Genomic DNA, 16,443 nt, shown 5'->3' with positions numbered 1-16,443 from the left:
CACCTCGCGGCTGAGCACTTTCCCTTCTTTCTGGAGCGTTCGTCCCACATCTTCAAGTTCGAGCGGGTCGACCCAGACGTTGAGATCAAACGGGGTACGCCCGATCACCTCCTCACGGCTGTAGCCGCTCCGACGCAGAAACTCGGGGTTGACGTCGATGTAGCGAGAGTCGTGAACCCGGGCAATAACGATGGCGGTCGGGGCCACCTCAAAGACCCTGGCGAAGCGCTCCTCGCTGGCCCGCTGCTCTACCTGGGCCTGACGCTGCTGGGTTACGTCTCGGGTGAACACGGAGACGCCATCTTCAGCCGGGTAAGCGGTGGCTTCGATCCACTTGCTGAACGGCTCCAGATAGCTGACGGCGGTCTGGGTCGTGCCGGTGTCTCTGGCCCGCTGGATCGCTTGCACGACCCCGGAGTCGGCGACCTCGGGGAAGGTCGTAAGCATGTTGTGCCCAACAAGCTCTTCTGGACGCTTGCCGACGATGCTGGCCGCCGCAAGGTTGAGGTAGGTGTAGTTCAGGTGCCGGTCATAGGAGCTGAAGCCGTCCGTCACCCGCTCCAAGGTCGAGGTGAGCTGCTGCCTGGCGGTTTCACGGTCGGTGACGTCGTTCTGGAAGCCCAGGTAGTGTGTCAGGGTGCCGGAAGCGTCGTGGACCGGACTGAGGCTGAGTTCGTTGTAGAACAGCGTGCCGTCCTTGCGGTAGTTGCGCAGGGTAACAGTCATACTGCGCTGCTCGGCCATCGCCTGCCGCATCCCCTGTAGGCTGGGCTGGTCGCGGTCCTGGCCCTGCATGAAGCGGCAGTTGCGCCCGAGGACCTCGTCAGCTGTGTAGCCGCTGAGCGCTTCGAAGGCCGGGTTGACGTAGACGATCGGGTGATCGTGCTGGCGGGCATCGGTCATGACGACGCCGACTGTGCACGCCGCGATGGCTTGGCTAAGGAGGTGGGGGTCCGGTGCGGACGTCAGTGTGGGGGTCATGGCATGCTCCTCGGTCGCCTCTCGAGCGTAGTGCAGGCTGAGTCACATGAACCTTTTGTGAAGGATAAGGACGGGACGCTTCCTCGAAAGTTCGCCCAATGGCCATACTGCGAACTTTCTCAGGTAGGCTGTGGGCATGACACCCGCTGCTGACACTGACACCGCGCCAGAAGTCGCCGAAGTTCGTGGTCATCTCGAAGAAGCGAACTCAGCCCCCATCGCCCTCAGCGAGATCGCCAAGCAGACGGCCCGGCTCTGGCGCAAGTACCACCTGGACTACGACCAGACCAAGCACGTGGTCGAGCTGGCCCGCAAGGACCTGCGGCTGACGCCGCCCAAGCAGCGCCGCCGCACCGTGGACCGGCTCGATCAGCTCGAGGTCCGTCGCCTGATCGACGCCGCCTACCGCCAATCGGCCCAGTACGGCTTGATGGTCAAGGTGCTGTTCTCCACCGGGGCGCGGGTCAGCGAGTTCGTGAACATCGAGATCAGTCATCTGCAACTCGACCTCGACCCGCCGCAGATCTTCATCGCCCACGCCAAGGGCGGGAGTGACGGCTCGGTGCCGATCCTGCCCGCGCTCGCCCAGGAGCTGCGTACGCATCTCGGTACCCGGCGCAGCGGCTACCTGTTCGAGAGCAACCGGCATACGCGCTACACGCCGCGCTTGGTGCAGAGGGTCGTCAAGGCGGCAGCACAGACGGCTGGGATCGACAAGACCGTGACGCCGCACCGTCTGCGGGCCAGCGTGGCGACGCTGCTGCTCGACGGCGGGATGCCGCTCGATCAGGTGCAGCGCTTCCTCAGACACCAGCGCATCACGACCACTCAGATCTACGCCGAGACCAGCGTCAAGAACGTCGGGGAGAACTACTTGAAGGTGTTCGGCAGGTAGCTTCACAGTTCCGGCTCGCCGTCCACCGGAGCGGGTGGCGATGCTGACGGGGTCTGGCGCTGAAGATCGATCTCAGCTTGAAGTTCAGCCCACTCCTCGGGCGTTGGGTCAAGTGGCTCGCTGCCGTCATCACCCTGGCCCCAGTCTGTCGGGCCTTCTTGGCGCTCGCGGTCCCAGTAGGCGTGCTGGTCGAAGTACAGGTCGAGGTCGCTCACGCCGCCACCGCCGTCACGCCGCGAACTTCGGCAACCTGCTCCAAGTGGAAGGTGACGAGTGCACCGATGGCGAGCTGCCGGAAGTCGCGGACGGGCGTGATGACGCTGCCCGTGTAAAGGTTGTCATCGTCGCAACTAAGGACAGCGGTCCAGAACGCCTCCAACAAGAAGGGGTCGAACAGGTCGTGGGCGAACAGGCAGGCGTGCGTGCCCGGGGCGAGGTGACGCTGAACGCGGCGCTCGTCGCTGAAGGTGTAGTCAAGGTCGGGGTGGATGTGTTCAGGGTTCAACATGATGGTGTGCTCCTCGTGGCTGTTCTTGCCGTTGATCGCGGGCGGGGTGAAGGGTGATGGGGTGATGAACTGAGCGCTGGCGACTCCTGCCCACCTCGACGAGCCGCCCGTCTGCGACCCCCACCGGGCTGCGCCCTTGTGCGTGGGTGACCAGGGTGGTGCTGGGCAGTGGGCCGGATGGCTAGGGTGGTGCCAACGCTGTTCTTGCCGTTCGGTGCTCATGGGCGTGCGCTGCCTTCGGGAGGTCGTGTGGCCAGGCCAGAAGGTCCTCAACGCTGTTCTTGCCGTTGATGCTGGGCAGGTCCAGTGACGCGGCAGACGACCCGGTGGGGCCCGGGGGAGTGGGGGGGAGTCCTTACATCCTTGTGCGTAGGTGAGTTGCGGGGCGACGGCGCTGAACTCAGGCCGGACCGGGCCCCGCAGCCACCGGGCGGCTGACACTGACTTTCCGACCAGACGGGCACGGGAGTAGGGGGGTGCGTGCTGACGGGTCGGTGGACACTACAGGCGGGCTTGCCGAAAAAATGCTGGACCCCAGCGGCGGGTATGGAGGTACGCCCGGCGGGTTGTTCCTGGCGGTCTTATGGAGAGAAGAGGGTTGTGCTGGGGGACACTCCGGGCCGACGACGCGGAGCGGAGGCGGAAGGCACCCCGGCCCCAGCAAAGCCAACAGCGACGGCGCTGCATGAGGAACGGCTCGTCCGTTCCGAGTGTCGAGTTCCTAAGGAGACGCAGCGCAGTGCAGCCGAGAGCCTGGGCGTGACCTCGACAGACGCGGCAGGCACTCTCTGCCTGCCCTCTGTTGACTGCTCACGGACGGGTACCGCAACCGGGCTAATCTGCGGACGGCTGACGCGCCGGGTGTGGGAGACCTTCCGCCTCCGCTGCACTCAGTTGGTGCCTTGCGGGCCTCGCTGGCGCTCGTGTCCTCAGGCAGGCGGGAGCAAGTTGAGAGGACACTGCCGATCCCGTAGAGTGGCGGGGCTCCCTTGTGGAGGGCATTGTGTCTGCACCGGATGGCGGCGTGGTGTTGCTTCTCCAGCGTGACCGAGGGACGACTGCGCGAACAGCTGACGCGCACCGTTGGGGGTGCTTCTCGGGAAGGACACCCGAGTCGGTGGACGACTTGAGACACGCCTCACCGCTGTTCTTGCCTTTCAGGCTTAGCACGAGCTCTAGCTCTCTTATAGCCTTGAGATGAGGAATCTTTCCCGAAGCCAGGCGCGATGTGGGCTCAGGCGGCGTTACAACGTCCACAGCAGGGGCGGCCCAACACCTGTCGCCGGGCCACCGCGAGATGCGCCGGACATCCGCTCAAGCGGTAGTGCATCCGCCGCCCTGGCAAGTCAGAGGCGCGAGGTTGATGCCCATTGGCGGTGCGGCTGGTTCGTTGGCCGCTAAGCTTGCTGGACATGAGCCTGACCCCCGAGGAGTTCGTCAATAGATACAGCAAGAGCGACGTCAACGAACGCGGCCTGGCGCAGTCGCACTTCCACGATCTGTGCGATCTGCTGGGCGTGCCGCATCCGGTGGCGGGTGACCGGCCCGAACAGCGCTACCGCTTCGAGCAGCCCGTCACCAAAGTCACAGGCGGACGCGGCTTTGCCGACGTCTGGTTCCAGGGTCACTTCGGCTGGGAGTACAAAGGCGTCGGTGCAGACCTCGGCAAGGCCTATCAGCAGCTGCTGGCGTACCGCGAGGACCTGGGCAACCCGCCGCTCCTGATCGTTAGCGACACCCGCACCTTGCAGGTCCACACCAACTTCACTGGTACCCAGAAGGTGATTCACACCTTCGCCCTGACCGACATGCTGGTGGAGAGAGAGCGCCTGCGGCTACGCGACGCCTGGCTGTCCCCAGCAGTCTTCAACCCGACCTGGAAGCGCGACGACGCCACTAAGGGCGTGATCAACCAGCTCGCGCAGGTGGCCGACGCCCTCAAGCTCAGGGGCGAGCCTGCCGAGCAAGCCGCTCAGTTCCTGGTCAAGGTCGTCTTCACCCTGTTCGCACAGAGCGTCAACCTGCTACCCCGGCAGCCCCTCTCGCAGATCCTAGAAGCGGCCAGCGAGCAGCCCGAGGACTTTCAGGAACTCTGCACCCAGCTCTTCGCCCTGATGGGCACCGGCGGCAAGAGCTGGCTGGGCCGCATCCCGCACATCAACGGCGGGGTGTTCAGCAGCCCGGCCGCACCCGCACTGGGCCGGGCTGAGGTCGTGCAGCTCCAGAACGCTGCCACGATGGACTGGGCGCATCTGGAGCCGAGCATCTTCGGCACCCTCTTCGAGCGGGTCATCGACGAAAGCAATCGCACCCAGCTCGGCGCTCACTACACCCCGCTGCAAGACATCCTCGACGTAGTGCTACCACTGGTGATCACTCCACTGCGCGGCGAGTGGGAGGCGCTACGAAGCGAGCTGTCGCCTGTGATCGCCGAGGCCCAACGTCTACAGGCTGAGGAACTCGCCAGGAGCCTGTTCAAGGCCAACTACCATCCCAGCCAGTGGAGTGGCGGTGTCGAACTTGCTCTTGGCCGCATCGAGGCGTTCCAGGTGCGGCTCTCACAGGTGACGGTGCTCGACCCAGCGATGGGGTCGGGCAACTTTCTGTTCGTGACCTTGCGGTTGCTGCTCGATCTGGAGGCCGAGGTCCGGGCCACCCTGCGCGAACTGATCGTGCTCCTGGACAAGAACCCCGAGGTCTTCAAGTACCCGCCGCTGGTTGGCCCCGGGCAGATGCGCGGCCTGGAGATCAACAGCAGCGCCCACGAGATCGCGAGCATGGTGCTGTGGATCGGCTACTTGCAATGGCTGACCGAGCACGGCGAGCCGTTCACCCGCACGCCAGTCCTCTCCGCGCTGCCAGGACTCGAGAACCGGGACGCGGTGCTTGACGGCGACCAGCCCGCCGAGTGGCCCCAGGCTGAGTTCATCATCGGCAACCCGCCGTTCGTGGGCAACACCCGCATGCGCCAGGTGCTCGGCGACGAGTACGCCGAGACGCTAAGGGCGGCCTACGCGGGTCGAGTGCCGGGCTTCGCTGACCTGGTAGCGTACTGGTTCGAGAAGGCCCGAGAGCAGATCGCCGCAGGCCGCACCCGGCGCGCGGGGCTGATCGCCACCAACAGCATCCGGGGTGGGGCCAACGCCCAGGTGCTCGCGCGCATCCTGGAGACCGGCAGCATCTTCCTGGCCTGGCCGGACCGGGCCTGGGTACAGGACGGCGCGGCGGTGCGGGTGAGCGTGGTGGGCTTCGACGATGGCACCGAGCAGAGCCGTACCTTGCTGCGTCACCAGGGCGATGAGACCGATGTAACCAAGCGCGTGACCCTCAGCGAGGCGGTGGGCGTGATCCACGCTGACCTGACCAGCGGCCCGGACCTGCGCCTAGCCCAGCGGCTGCGCGCGAACGCGGGCAGGTCCTTCGAGGGGGTCAAGCCCGCCGGGAAGTTCGACCTGCCGGGCGCACAGGCGCGGAGCTGGCTCGATCTGCCCAACCCCAGCCGGGTCAGCAACCGCGACGTCCTCAAGCCGTACATCGGCGGCGACGACATCACCGACGGCAGCAAGGATCGCTGGACCGTGGACTTCAACCAGATGCCGCTGAGTGAAGCTGAGCAGTACCGCACGCCGATGAAGTACGTGCTTGAGAACGTCAAGTCGAAGAGGGACACGAACAGAGATCAGGGCAAGCGGGAGAAGTGGTGGCTCTATGACCGGGCGCGGCCTGAGATGCGGGCCGCCGTCGCACCGCTGTCCCGGTTCATCGCCACGCCGCGCCACATGAAGCACCGTGCTTTCGTCTGGCGAGAGGTAGACGAGATCCCCGGCGATGCGCTGACGATCATCACTGCCGACGACGACCTCACCTTCGGCATCCTCAACAGTGCGCTGCACGTGATCTGGGCTGCAGCGATGGGAACGAGTCTTGAAGATCGGCCCCACTACACGCCGACCACCACCTTCGAGACCTTCCCCTTCCCGACGCCTACTACACCGCAGCAAGCCGCCATCGAGCAGGCCGCACGCTTCCTGGTCACGGCCCGCGAGTACCTGCACAAAGAGAGCACGCCGGGGCGGGCATCGAGTGTCAAGCTCTCGCTGACTGGTATGTACAACCTGCTCGCTGAGTACCGCGCCAGCGGCAAGGCAGCCATCGGGGCGATCACCACCCTGGGCGACGCGCACAACACTCTCGACGCGGCAGTGGCAGCCTCCTACGGCTGGGACTGGCCACTCCCCGAGGACGAACTACTCACCCGCCTGCTGGCGCTCAACTTGGAGCGGGCGGCGGGTGAGGCTGCGACACCGAGAGAGGAGCCAGATCAGTAGGAAGGGAAGTTGGGAGCGGGCATCTCCACGGGCTGCACCACGCGGCCAGGGTGGCAGTGCAGCACCCAGGCTTCGCCGTCGATGGTGCTAAAGATGTTGGTGACGTACCAGCCGCCGACCGCGAACGGCGGCACGCCGACCTTGAACCAGCGGCAGTTGGTGCCCGCCGTCTGCGGGTTGATGACCTGATCGACAGGTTCGGTGATGACCGGCTCCAGTTCGGCGTGGACTCCGCCTGACAGCAACAGCCGGGTGGGAGCTTGCTGAACGGCAGCGGCGCTGCTGGAGAAAGTGGCGCTCCGGACACCCTGGGCGTGGCTGGCGCTCAGGAGGCTGAGGGCGGTCAGGGCGGTCAACGTGATCAGGTGACGCATGTTGGTTCTCCTTGTGGACGAGAAGTCGGCGGTTGTGGTGCGGATTCGAAGAAAGCTGTGCCGATCAGTGCAGCTCGATGAAGTTCTGGATCTGGAGCTGCGCCTTGACGGGTTGCGCCATCCCCATCCTGTGGCCGTCCCAGCAGTGGAGCACCCAGTGGGCTCCGTCAATCGTCCAGGAGCTGTACGTGGTGGTGATGGACCAGTGACTGTTCAGCGCAGGGGTACCGATCGAGAACCAGCGGCAGTTGGTTCCCGAAGTCTCTGGGTGGACAACCTGGTTGGACGGTTCGGGAGTGGCCGGCTCCAGAGCGGTGAGGGTTATCCGGCCTTCGCCCGCGAGCACCACTCTGGTCGGAGTCTGCTGCACGGTGGCGGTGCCGGGGCGGAGGGGCGTAACGCTCCGGACGCTCTGGGCTTGGCTGACCGTCAAGAGGCTGAGGGCGCTTAGGGCGGTCAAGGTGATCAGGTTGCGCATGGTGGGTCTCCTTGTGGATGAGGGGTCGAAGGTTGTAGTGCGGCGGTCTGTCTGGTGCGCTCTGGTTTGATGGGGGCAGTATGCGTAGGGCCCCCTGAACGACCCATGAACAACCTGTGAACCGGTCTGCTCAGGGGTCAGAAGCACCCTCAGAGCTGAGCAGAGGCGGTCCACCAGGTTCGCTGCCGATGATGGTCAGAACGCATCTGAAGCCCGGTCTAAGGGGCAGTGCCCGTTGTACGGTGACGAGCGGTGCACCGCCCTGCACGATGGTCTGGGGCGCGTCCTGAGCGGCGGCGATGAGCTGAACAAAGTGGGTGCAGGCATCGGTGAGGGTCCAGATGTTGGGCATGAGCACGTTCCTTTGTGAGTGAGTGGATGGAGGGACAGGTGGGGAGACGGCACACCCCGCTTCATCAACGCTGTGCTTGCCCTTTGGCTGCCGCATCCATCCGCCGCATCAGAAGCGACGGTACGTCCAGGCGTACCAGTGCGAGGGCGTCGAATAGTTCGCAGCCGGAGCAGGGCAGGGGTGTTAGGGTGGCCCCCAAGCTCCAGACCTCGCTTATGCCACCCGCCTTCACAACCATCCCCAAGACCACGCCGTTCAGCCCCAGTGACGCGGCGGCTGTGCTGACCCTGGCCAAGCCCGGCGAGGTGCATGTGGTGACGGCGGCTCCCGGTCAGGGCAAGAGCACCAAGCTGCGCGAGGAGATTGCCGCCCGCATCAAGGCGGGCGACCTCACCCAGGTGCTATGGGCCGTGCAGTCCATCCGGGGCGACGACTCGCTGGGTAAGGAAGCACTTGATCACTTCGGCACGCTGAGCGTTGACGCCGAGATCGTGTTTGGCCTTGCTGACCTTGGGCATGATCAAGTCCTCTACAACAGTCAGTTCACGTGGCCCAGCAAGGCCATCGTCAAGATCGTCAGCCACGCCCGACTACCGATGATCTTCGGGGACGGGTCGGAGGTGTCCACGCGCTTCAAGGACGCCGACTTGCTGGTGATCGATGAGGACCCCAGCGGGAGCATGCTGCTGGCCTCGGTCAACGAGCCGGCAGCCAAGGGAAGCCGCAAGCCAGATCGGCGGCTGATCCTCGCGGAGCTGGCCAAGAGCAGCAACCCAGTGTGTGTGGCGCTGGCCGAGCTGGCGGACCGGGTGGAGGCGGGGACGGTATACGGTGTCGAGACCTTCGGCCCGGTGAAGCGCTTCAACAAGGGTCACGGCCTCTATGGCAGGGCGTTAGGGTCGTACCTGGCCGCCCTGCATCCGGTCGACACCACATCGCTGACGGCGGCACTGAGCGCTGGCAGACTTCTCTCGGTGGAGACAGCCCAGCTCGTCGCGCAGGCCATCTATGAGGATGCAGCAGTAGCCGCCGCCCGGCCCGGCAGCTTCGAGCGATCTCGCGTTGGGTTGCACTGGAGAGGTTCGCTGCCGCTGGCAGGGCCGGGGTCCCTGCGCTTCAACCTACGTCCGCCACTGACCTTCCACCAGCCGTTGATCTTGCTCGACGGCTACGCCGATGCGGCGTACTACGCTTCTCTCTTCCAGGGGTTGGCGGTGACACTGCACACCTTCGATCCCGGCCCAGTTCTGGAGGTCGAGTATCTCAAGGCGCTCCATATTGACCCAGCTAAGAACGGCAAGGCCGTCGGACGTCAGCGCCGCATCATGGTGGCTGAAGAGATCGCCCTCCAGAAGAAGGCGCTGGTAGGACGCGACCAACTCGTGATCACTAGCAAGGCGCTGCGCGACTCCGGTAAGGAGTGGTTCTCGTTGGTAGGAGACGCTTTCACGAGGCATGCCCCCGGCCTGAACCGGCCCAGTGAGATGCACTGGCATGCTGGGCGGGGCCTGAACACGTTCTCTGGGTTCGATGTCTATGCTCTGAACCCACCGACCTTGAGTCCGATGTACGCCGCCTACACCCTGGCCGGGGTGATCCTCGACGACGGGCGTGAGCGTGCTCGACTGGCAGTCCATGCCCAGGGCAGCGAGCTGCTTCAGATGCTTAACCGGGGGCGTCAGCCCGACCCATCGCACGGCGTTCACAAGCCCAGGATCATCCTGGCCACTAGCGAACAGGAGATCGCCGACATGCTGGGGCCCTTGATTGGCAAGGTCAAGTTGCGGTTCTTCAAGCCGACGCTGCACTTCCGGAAGCGGAACTCCCGAGCCCGCTGGCGCGAGATGACGGCGGTTCTCGGCGAGGAGCTGTTGACACACTTCCCCGAGGGACTGCCAGTAGCGCTGATCGGCGGTCTTCCAAAGTACGTGCCGAAGAACAAGGGAGAGCAGCGAGCGGAGCATCTGCTCAGTCTCCTGGCCGCGCGCTGTGGCCTGGGGAGCGAACTCTACGCTGCGTTCCACGACACGGCGTCCTGGCTCTACGGGGACGTGCACCCAGGCGGCGGCTCCAACAACACCATGATGCTGGATGAGGCGATGGAAGATCTTGGCCTCAGTACCGAGGGGGTCAAGCCCAAGGTCTACTTGCCCGGCACGCCGGGCGCTAACAAGCAGTTGGCCTTAGATCGGTACATGCGCTTCGTGACCTGTGGTGAGACAGCCTGCTTGCCGCCGGTCAAAGGCTGGCCTTAAGCCGGGCCGCCAGCACCGCGCCGGGAGACCGCCAGGGTGCGCCTTCCCGCAGATCGGCAGCCAGCCGGTCGAACTGACCCATCAGCGCCTGCAACCCACCTGTGCGGCCCTCATCCTGGGCCGTTAAGGCCTGCCAGATCACCCCGCACCAGTAGCGTCGACGGTCAGACTCGCCGAGTAAGCCTGCGATCTGCGAGCCGAGCCGCCCGACAGCACGGGGCCGCTTGGTCGAGTGCAGCCTCCACAAGCCAGCGAGACCGTCCAAGACGCCGCGCAGGTCGATCGGGCCGAGGATGTCCGAACTGGGAGGTGGCGGGTCATTCGAGGTCGTCTGAGCAGCGGCCCAGCGTTTGGCAGTCTGGTAGAGCCGTTCAGCTTCTGCGCTCTCAGCCTGTAGTTCGGACATCTCCTTGATCGCGCCGCGCTTGTTGACCACGTCGGTCTCGAAGTCGGGTCTCCAGTTGTGACGCCACTCGTCGGCGCGTAGGCGTGGCGGTTCGGCCCCTGGCACCGTCAGCACCGCCCAAAGCGTGCCGCCGTACATGTTGCGGCTCATGACCTGCTGAGCGTGCCCGCCGCAGTCGAGCAGCCCTGCGCGCTCCAGCCCCCCCGCCAGGCGGCGCAGGTGCCGGTCAGTCATGCCCAGTGCCCCGGCGATGGTCACAGCCGGGCAGTGGAACGAGACCTGGCTCGGGGTCTGGCTGTAGCCGCGCTCGCGGCCCACGTCGGCGGCTAGCCGGTGCAGGAAGTGCCAGACCCGGCGCTCGCCCGCGTTCAAGTAGCGCGCTCCTTGGACCTGCTCGGCCTCTGGATAGACAGCGAGAGTGCGCGGCTCGGGCAGCTCGGTGGGGCGCTGCGTCAGGGTCTGGGGGGTGCTCGAGATGGGCTGCGGCGCGGCCTGGTGGACCTCTGGGCGCTCAGGAGCAGAGGCAGCGGCGCGGCCTTGGATGGCGGCGCGGGCGCGGTCTAGGACTTTGGTGAGCGAAGAGTGCAAGGTATCCCCTTGAACCCTGGCTCTCAGGCGCTAGACTGAGAACTCAGGGTCGCCCCTGGCTTGTTAGAACACCGACTATTCTTCGCGGGATCGGTCGGTGTTCGTCGTTTGCCGTGAGGCTGTGAAGGTGAGCTTAGCGCATCCGGGCATCAGGGGGGCGACAGGTGTGGTCTCCATGCGCAGGCTCTCGGCGGCATAGAGGGCGATCTCGCGGTGCAAGGCATCACTGACCACGGTCCGTTCGGGCGGCTTGGTCGCGGTCATGGCTCAGTCTTGTGCGGAGGCAGGCGGCGGTCAAGGGCACTGCTCAGGTATCTCGGCAGTCGCCTCATGAGTCAGCTTTGCAGGCCTGCAGTTCTGCAAGCATGCAACTATGCGCCATCGTTTGCCTGAATGAAGCTCAAGGGGCGGCCGCTCTGGGGCGTGTGAGCCGACTCACCCTGAGAGCCTGCGCGTCCGGCGCACACTGTCTCCATGACCACGCCCAGACCCACTCAGCACGAGGCGGATCTCACTCAGGACGTTAAGACGCCAGCCGAGACCCCAATCAGTCGGCCAGAGGCACCGACACTCGACGGGGCGGCGCTTCTGATGCAGGCTACCCGCGAGGCCATTGGTGACCACCACGAGATGTTCCGGCGGATCGCCGAGTCTTGATCCCGCCTTACACCCTGGCGCAGGCCCTGGAGATCCACGACGAGCTGCTGACGTTGTTCAGCGGCAGCGCTGGGATGCGTGATCAGGGTGCGCTCGAGTCGGCCCTTCACCAGCCGCACGGCAGCTACTTCGGCCAGGAGAGCTATCCCGGTCCGCTGGCCCAGGCGGGAGCGTACCTGTTCTATGTCGCCAGCGCCCACGCTTTCATTGACGGCAACAAGCGGACCGCAGCGGCCCTGGCTGTCGGCTGGCTCCGCGCACACCGGATCGGTATTGCCGACGAGAACGGCTTCGTCGAGCTGACGCTTCAGGTGGCCCGAGGGGAACTTGACGTTCAGGCGGTCATCAACACACTGTCTGACTTGACGGTGGTGCTAGAGAGCTGACCTGTCTTGATCTAAGCGCACTACCCACCGAACAGCCGCTGCCACCAGCGCACGACCGGGCGTTGTTCAGGCTCAGGGGTGGTGTGCGCTGCGACTGCGTGGAGCATCACGCGGAGGCGATCACCCTCGCGCTCACCTTGCGCCCGCACTTGATCTTGTAGCACTGAGACGGCTTCGAGCAGCGCCCGGGTAGACGAGCTCTCCAGCTCCTGCACCGCCTGTGGGGGTGTTACTGAGGTCGTGGTAGCAGGTAGTGCACGTAGGGCCTGAACCTCGCCGCGCAGGGCCACCAGCTCGGCAGATTGGGTCTCGACGAGGGCGCGTAGGCTGCGAAGCTCGTCAACCACCACGACGAGGTAAAGATCTGGTGATGGGGTCAGGTCCGGGACAGGCACCAGATCTTCAGGCACCTCAACCGGTTCTGGCAGCGGCTGACCGTCGCGCACCATTGTCAGGGCGGTCTCCAGACTGCCCACCAGCCCGCCGGTGAGCGCCTGTTGAGCGGCCTGTAAGCGCCGCACGGCCTCGATGGGCCAGCGCCGCTGGTCGCGCTCACGTGGGAGCGGCCCGAAGAGTGTCTCGTACATCAGGGCGTGCCGCCGCAGGGTCGAGGCGCCCACCCCCAGGGCTTGGCTAACCTGGGCGGGGGTAAGGAGCGGCTCAGCATCGGTCATCTGAGAGGAAGTGTAGCGCTCACCTGAGCGTAGGGTAAGCGGCGCCCACGCGCCCGAGCGGCGACTAAGCGGCGCTCATGTCGCGCTTACGCCTCAAGGAAGAAGAAGGCTGTGGGTTGACGTTGAAGTAAGTCACCGGGAGCTTCGGTATGACTCAACTGGAAGCTTCTAAAGTCAAGCAGCTTTCACAGTGCCCAGAAGACCCCACACTAGCACTGGAGGTGGGCTCGGTGTTCCTGCTTCTGGAGGTACATCCGCTGATCACTCAGGCGTAGCAAGGCCGCAGCCTTATCACCGTCCTCCGGGAAGGTGGCGATCCCCGCACTCACGTCGGCCTGGTCGAACCCGTTGGTCCTGAGCCACTTCAAGGCGGCCTGGACACGCGCCAGTGCCCCACTCACTGCCGGGCCTACTGGAGCCGAATGGTGCACCAGCACCATGAACTCGTCACCTCCGACTCGGAACAGGGCGTCCTCACCCCGGAATGCCTGCTGCAGCGACCTGGCAAAACCGACCAGCAGCGCGTCACCCCGCTGATGCCCCTCACGGTCGTTCACCGCCTTGAGGCCGTCGAGATCCATTGAGATCAGGCTCAGCCCTGAACGGGTCTCACGGGCCTCCGCCAGGCTCAGGCGCAGGGCGTCCTCCAGGGCACGGCGGTTGCCCAGCTGAGTGAGCGGATCGGTGAGGGCCGCGTCACGCAGATGCTCCATGGCGTGCTGTCGCTCGTGTGCCAACCGGATGCTCTGCGCCGCCGTCAGGAACAGCTCCCGGTCGTTCTCAGACCACGTTGGGGCATCGCCCACCCGGCAGACGATCAGCGCCAGGCCCCTGCCCGGGTCTCCCGGCGTCAGGGGTATGGACGCCAACGCCTGCACACTCTCGTTTGCCAACGCCTCGATGCGCCCAGGGTGGTCCGGGTAGCGGTCGATGAACAGCGCCTCGTTCTGCTCGAGACTCTGCCAGGCCAGACTTTGCGACCGGGGCACCTGCTGTTCGATCAAGCGAACGAGTTCTGCGGACACCGCCGCGCTTCTGAAGTCCACCTGACGGAGCACGACCTCACCGTCCACCTGTGCCAGGGCCACAAGGTCAAGCCGGGCCGGGCCCGCCATGATCTGAGCGGCCTGCCGGGCCGTGTCGTACAGACTCAGTGGCAGCTCCGTGAGCCGGGCGACCTGAGCGAGGGCCTTCGAGAACCGGAGAGCCTGATCCAGTTCCAGGACGTGCTGCGCCCGCTGTAGGGCGTGGCCCAGCGTTCTGGCCGTGACTTCAAGCAGCGTCCGTTCTCTGGGCGTCCATGGCCTCGGTGTACCAAAGCGGAACGCCGTCAGGATCCCGACCTCTCCAGCCAGCTGGCCGAACGGCAGATGCGCCACGGCGCTCAGGCCGGCCTGCAGCATCAAGGGTGACGTCGTCGAACTCCGAGGATAGTCGTCGATAAACAACGCTTCCTCGGACTCGATGCATGCCCATAAGACCCCATCCTCGGCCCGGTGAAAGCGCTGGTGACGAAACACTTCGAACTGGGGTGGTCCCTCGCCGTGCAGGACCATCACCTGCACACCCCGCAGGACCGTTCCGAAGCTGATGCAGATCTGGTCGGCATGGGTGAGTTGCCCAAGGCGGCTGGCCACATACTCGCTGATGACCCGCGGGTCCTTCGTGACGTCGAGCTCAAGGCTGAGGTTGGCCAGGTACTCCGCGTCCTCGGCACGTTCCTGTGCCACATCCGCGCGTTCTTCCGCCGCAGCCGCGCGGCGCAGGGCCACCCGAAGTCGCGATCTTGCCCGGACCAGCTGCTGAACCGTGCTGAAGCTACCCTTCGCCGGGAACCGCCGGGCCCTCACGGTACGTCCTGCTTCAGCAGATGAACAAAGACCGCGACCACCGCCGGGTCGAAGTGGGTGCCGGCACTGCTCTGGATGTGCTCCAGAGCTCGATCCCAGCTCCAGGCCGCCCGGTACGGCCGGTCGCTGGTCAGCGCGTCGTAGACGTCCACCACCGCGAAGGCCCTGGCCGTCAGGGGGATGTCCTTGCCTGAAAGACCGAGCGGGTAGCCGCTGCCGTCCCACTTCTCGTGGTGGTACTGCGGGATGTCCAGCGCCGGGCGCAGGAACTTGATCGGTGAGAGCAGGTTCACGGCGTGACCCGGATGCTTTCTCATCTCCACCCACTCCTCGTCGGTCAGCGGACCCGGCTTGAGCAGCACGGCATCTGGGATCCCCATCTTGCCGATGTCGTGCAGTAGTGCGCCCCGGCGCACATGCACGAGCTGCTCAGGCACGACCCCCAGCTGCCGACACAGCGCCACCGCCATCTCGGTCACGCGCCTGGAGTGGCCCTCGGTCTCCTTATCCCGCAGGTCCAATGCTCCAGCCCAGCCTTCGATGGTCTCGTCGTACGCCAGCCTCAGTTCCAGGTTCTTCCCCTCGAGTTCGGCGAAGAGCTGGGCGTTGTCCACCGCGATGGCCGCCTGGGCGGTCAGCATCTCGAAGGTCTCCAGCCACGCCGCCGAAGGTTCGAAGGGTTCGCGGTGCAGCACCTCGATCACGCCCAGCACCTTGCCCTTGGACAGCAGCGGCACGCCGTAGTAGGCCATCAGCCGCTCTCGGGTCAGCATCTCGCGCCACGCCGGTGGGACCTCGGTGCTCTGCAGGTCCGGCACGCTCAGGGCTTTGCGGCTGAGCGCCACCTCACCCGCCAGACCGCTGCCCAGCCGCACGACAGCGCCCTGCAGCGGCGTGGTGAACCCCCAGGTGCCGGCGTACTCGAGGCTCAGGGTATGGGGGTCGAGCAGCAGCAAGGTCACGGCGTCGGCAGCGAGTTGCTGCGCGACGTTGTCCATGATCATGCTCAGTGTCACTGAGAGCTCCTGCGTCGAGGCGATGGCCTGGTCGATCTCCCGCAGACCCGTGACGTGACGCAGTTGTTGACGAAGTTCTTTGTTGAGATCCTGGATCTCTTTCTCCGCCGCCTGACGGGCCGTAATGTCCTGCGCGATCTTGGAGACGCCGATCACCCGGCCCGCCACATCAAGGATCGGCGATACCGTGACGAACACCGGGATGCTGCGACCATCTTTGGCAATCCGGACTGAGTCGAACGGTTCGATGCGCTCCCCCTGCCCGGCCCGTCTCAGCATCTCGGCTTCCTCCGCCTGAAGTTCTGGCGAGACAATCAGGGCCATGGTCTGGCCGATGGCTTCGACCACCGTGTAGCCGTAGAGCTCTTCAGCCCCCGCGTTCCAGGAACGGATGGTGCTGTCCAGTGTCACGCCCAGGATGGCGTCATGGCTGGCCTGAACGATGGCGGCCAGGAACGCCTGATCTTCCTCAGCCGCTTTGCGCTGGGTGACGTCACGCGCCACGCAGTACATCAACGGGTCGTCAGGCAGGATCACGGCCGCCCACTCCAACCACACCACGCTTCCGTTCTTGTGGAGGTAGCGGTTCTGAAAGCTGGTCGTCGCCTGCCCTGCGCTGATGTGTTCGTCTTCCTGCGCCGTGATGGCCCGGTCATCCGGATGGACAAAGTCGAGGTACGTGCGGCCGATCAACT

16 protein-coding genes are annotated in these 16,443 nt (G+C 65.3%); 5 read left to right on the top strand and 11 right to left on the bottom strand.

What is annotated here, in order from left to right; genetic code table 11:
• The coding region (locus GUI70_RS21230; RefSeq protein ID WP_161884284.1) for a PAS domain-containing protein at window positions 1–981 on the bottom strand (981 nt) is incomplete at its 3' end.
• A gap of 136 nt (window positions 982–1,117) precedes the next feature.
• On the opposite strand from GUI70_RS21230, the gene GUI70_RS21225 reads away from it, so the two are divergent.
• A complete protein-coding gene (locus GUI70_RS21225) occupies window positions 1,118–1,876 on the top strand; it encodes a tyrosine-type recombinase/integrase (protein WP_161884283.1) in 759 nt (252 codons plus the stop codon).
• A 2-nt stretch (window positions 1,877–1,878) separates the two neighbouring features.
• Here GUI70_RS21225 and GUI70_RS21220 read toward each other — a convergent pair whose 3' ends face one another.
• On the bottom strand, window positions 1,879–2,091 hold the full coding sequence (locus tag GUI70_RS21220; protein ID WP_161884282.1) for a hypothetical protein: 213 nt from the start codon (window positions 2,089–2,091) through the stop codon (window positions 1,879–1,881).
• Complete coding sequence (locus GUI70_RS24690) at window positions 2,088–2,384, bottom strand: hypothetical protein (protein ID WP_237725094.1); 297 nt, start codon at window positions 2,382–2,384, stop codon at window positions 2,088–2,090. The genes GUI70_RS21220 and GUI70_RS24690 overlap by 4 nt, the downstream gene beginning before the upstream one ends.
• A 1,412-nt stretch (window positions 2,385–3,796) precedes the next feature.
• Between GUI70_RS24690 and GUI70_RS24685 the strand changes: the two genes are divergently transcribed.
• Window positions 3,797–6,712, top strand: coding sequence for a class I SAM-dependent DNA methyltransferase (locus GUI70_RS24685; RefSeq protein ID WP_161884280.1), 2,916 nt, complete (start codon window positions 3,797–3,799; stop codon window positions 6,710–6,712).
• Here the strand turns inward: GUI70_RS24685 and GUI70_RS21205 are convergent.
• From GUI70_RS21205 to GUI70_RS21195, 3 genes are all read right to left on the bottom strand, one after another.
• Window positions 6,706–7,086: a hypothetical protein gene (locus GUI70_RS21205; RefSeq protein ID WP_161884279.1), complete on the bottom strand. Its 381-nt coding sequence runs from the start codon at window positions 7,084–7,086 to the stop codon at window positions 6,706–6,708. The genes GUI70_RS24685 and GUI70_RS21205 overlap by 7 nt on opposite strands.
• Before the next feature lie 64 nt (window positions 7,087–7,150).
• Window positions 7,151–7,564, bottom strand: coding sequence for a hypothetical protein (locus tag GUI70_RS21200; protein ID WP_161884278.1), 414 nt, complete (start codon window positions 7,562–7,564; stop codon window positions 7,151–7,153).
• 130 nt (window positions 7,565–7,694) lie between these two features.
• Complete coding sequence (locus GUI70_RS21195; protein WP_161884277.1) at window positions 7,695–7,916, bottom strand: hypothetical protein; 222 nt, start codon at window positions 7,914–7,916, stop codon at window positions 7,695–7,697.
• Between the two features lie 215 nt (window positions 7,917–8,131).
• On the opposite strand from GUI70_RS21195, the gene GUI70_RS21190 reads away from it, so the two are divergent.
• Window positions 8,132–10,171 carry a hypothetical protein gene (locus tag GUI70_RS21190; RefSeq protein WP_161884276.1) on the top strand — a complete coding sequence of 680 codons (2,040 nt, stop codon included), beginning with the start codon at window positions 8,132–8,134 and terminating at the stop codon, window positions 10,169–10,171.
• On the opposite strand, the gene GUI70_RS21185 is transcribed toward GUI70_RS21190, so the two are convergent.
• Both GUI70_RS21185 and GUI70_RS21180 read right to left on the bottom strand, forming a co-directional pair.
• Window positions 10,155–11,165, bottom strand: a complete 1,011-nt coding sequence (locus GUI70_RS21185; RefSeq protein ID WP_161884275.1) for a hypothetical protein — start codon at window positions 11,163–11,165, stop codon at window positions 10,155–10,157. The genes GUI70_RS21190 and GUI70_RS21185 overlap by 17 nt on opposite strands.
• Window positions 11,166–11,240: 75 nt before the next feature.
• Window positions 11,241–11,429: a hypothetical protein gene (locus GUI70_RS21180; RefSeq protein WP_161884274.1), complete on the bottom strand. Its 189-nt coding sequence runs from the start codon at window positions 11,427–11,429 to the stop codon at window positions 11,241–11,243.
• Window positions 11,430–11,639: 210 nt separating this feature from the next.
• Here GUI70_RS21180 and GUI70_RS21175 point away from each other — a divergent pair, with 210 nt between their 5' ends.
• Together GUI70_RS21175 and GUI70_RS21170 are read left to right on the top strand one after the other, a co-directional pair.
• Window positions 11,640–11,822, top strand: a complete 183-nt coding sequence (locus GUI70_RS21175; RefSeq protein WP_161884273.1) for a hypothetical protein — start codon at window positions 11,640–11,642, stop codon at window positions 11,820–11,822.
• Window positions 11,819–12,208 (top strand): type II toxin-antitoxin system death-on-curing family toxin, encoded by a 390-nt coding sequence (locus GUI70_RS21170; protein WP_161884272.1) that lies wholly within the window; start codon window positions 11,819–11,821, stop codon window positions 12,206–12,208. The genes GUI70_RS21175 and GUI70_RS21170 overlap by 4 nt, the downstream gene beginning before the upstream one ends.
• 20 nt (window positions 12,209–12,228) lie before the next feature.
• Here GUI70_RS21170 and GUI70_RS21165 read toward each other — a convergent pair whose 3' ends face one another.
• From GUI70_RS21165 to GUI70_RS21155, 3 genes are all read right to left on the bottom strand, one after another.
• Complete coding sequence (locus tag GUI70_RS21165) at window positions 12,229–12,882, bottom strand: hypothetical protein (protein WP_161884271.1); 654 nt, start codon at window positions 12,880–12,882, stop codon at window positions 12,229–12,231.
• Between the two features lie 209 nt (window positions 12,883–13,091).
• Window positions 13,092–14,612, bottom strand: coding sequence for a diguanylate cyclase domain-containing protein (locus GUI70_RS21160; RefSeq protein WP_161884270.1), 1,521 nt, complete (start codon window positions 14,610–14,612; stop codon window positions 13,092–13,094).
• A gap of 116 nt (window positions 14,613–14,728) precedes the next feature.
• Window positions 14,729–16,443: HD domain-containing phosphohydrolase (locus GUI70_RS21155; protein WP_161884269.1), on the bottom strand; the 1,715-nt coding region annotated here is incomplete at its 5' end.

The sequence above is a fragment of the Deinococcus alpinitundrae genome (assembly GCF_009982895.1).
Lineage (GTDB): Bacteria > Deinococcota > Deinococci > Deinococcales > Deinococcaceae > Deinococcus > Deinococcus alpinitundrae.
Note: the sequence above shows the minus strand (reverse complement) of the source record. Positions and strands in the feature narration are given on the sequence as shown.

Bases quoted from the DNA above. Each gene is read 5' to 3' on its own strand.
- GUI70_RS21225 (WP_161884283.1), top strand. From the start codon at position 1,118: ATGACACCCGCTGCTGACACTGACACCGCGCCAGAAGTCGCCGAAGTT.
- GUI70_RS24690 (WP_237725094.1), bottom strand. From the start codon at position 2,384: ATGTTGAACCCTGAACACATCCACCCCGACCTTGACTACACCTTCAGC.
- GUI70_RS24685 (WP_161884280.1), top strand. From the start codon at position 3,797: ATGAGCCTGACCCCCGAGGAGTTCGTCAATAGATACAGCAAGAGCGAC.
- GUI70_RS21205 (WP_161884279.1), bottom strand. From the start codon at position 7,086: ATGCGTCACCTGATCACGTTGACCGCCCTGACCGCCCTCAGCCTCCTG.
- GUI70_RS21200 (WP_161884278.1), bottom strand. From the start codon at position 7,564: ATGCGCAACCTGATCACCTTGACCGCCCTAAGCGCCCTCAGCCTCTTG.
- GUI70_RS21195 (WP_161884277.1), bottom strand. From the start codon at position 7,916: ATGCCCAACATCTGGACCCTCACCGATGCCTGCACCCACTTTGTTCAG.
- GUI70_RS21190 (WP_161884276.1), top strand. From the start codon at position 8,132: ATGCCACCCGCCTTCACAACCATCCCCAAGACCACGCCGTTCAGCCCC.
- GUI70_RS21180 (WP_161884274.1), bottom strand. From the start codon at position 11,429: ATGACCGCGACCAAGCCGCCCGAACGGACCGTGGTCAGTGATGCCTTG.
- GUI70_RS21175 (WP_161884273.1), top strand. From the start codon at position 11,640: ATGACCACGCCCAGACCCACTCAGCACGAGGCGGATCTCACTCAGGAC.
- GUI70_RS21165 (WP_161884271.1), bottom strand. From the start codon at position 12,882: ATGACCGATGCTGAGCCGCTCCTTACCCCCGCCCAGGTTAGCCAAGCC.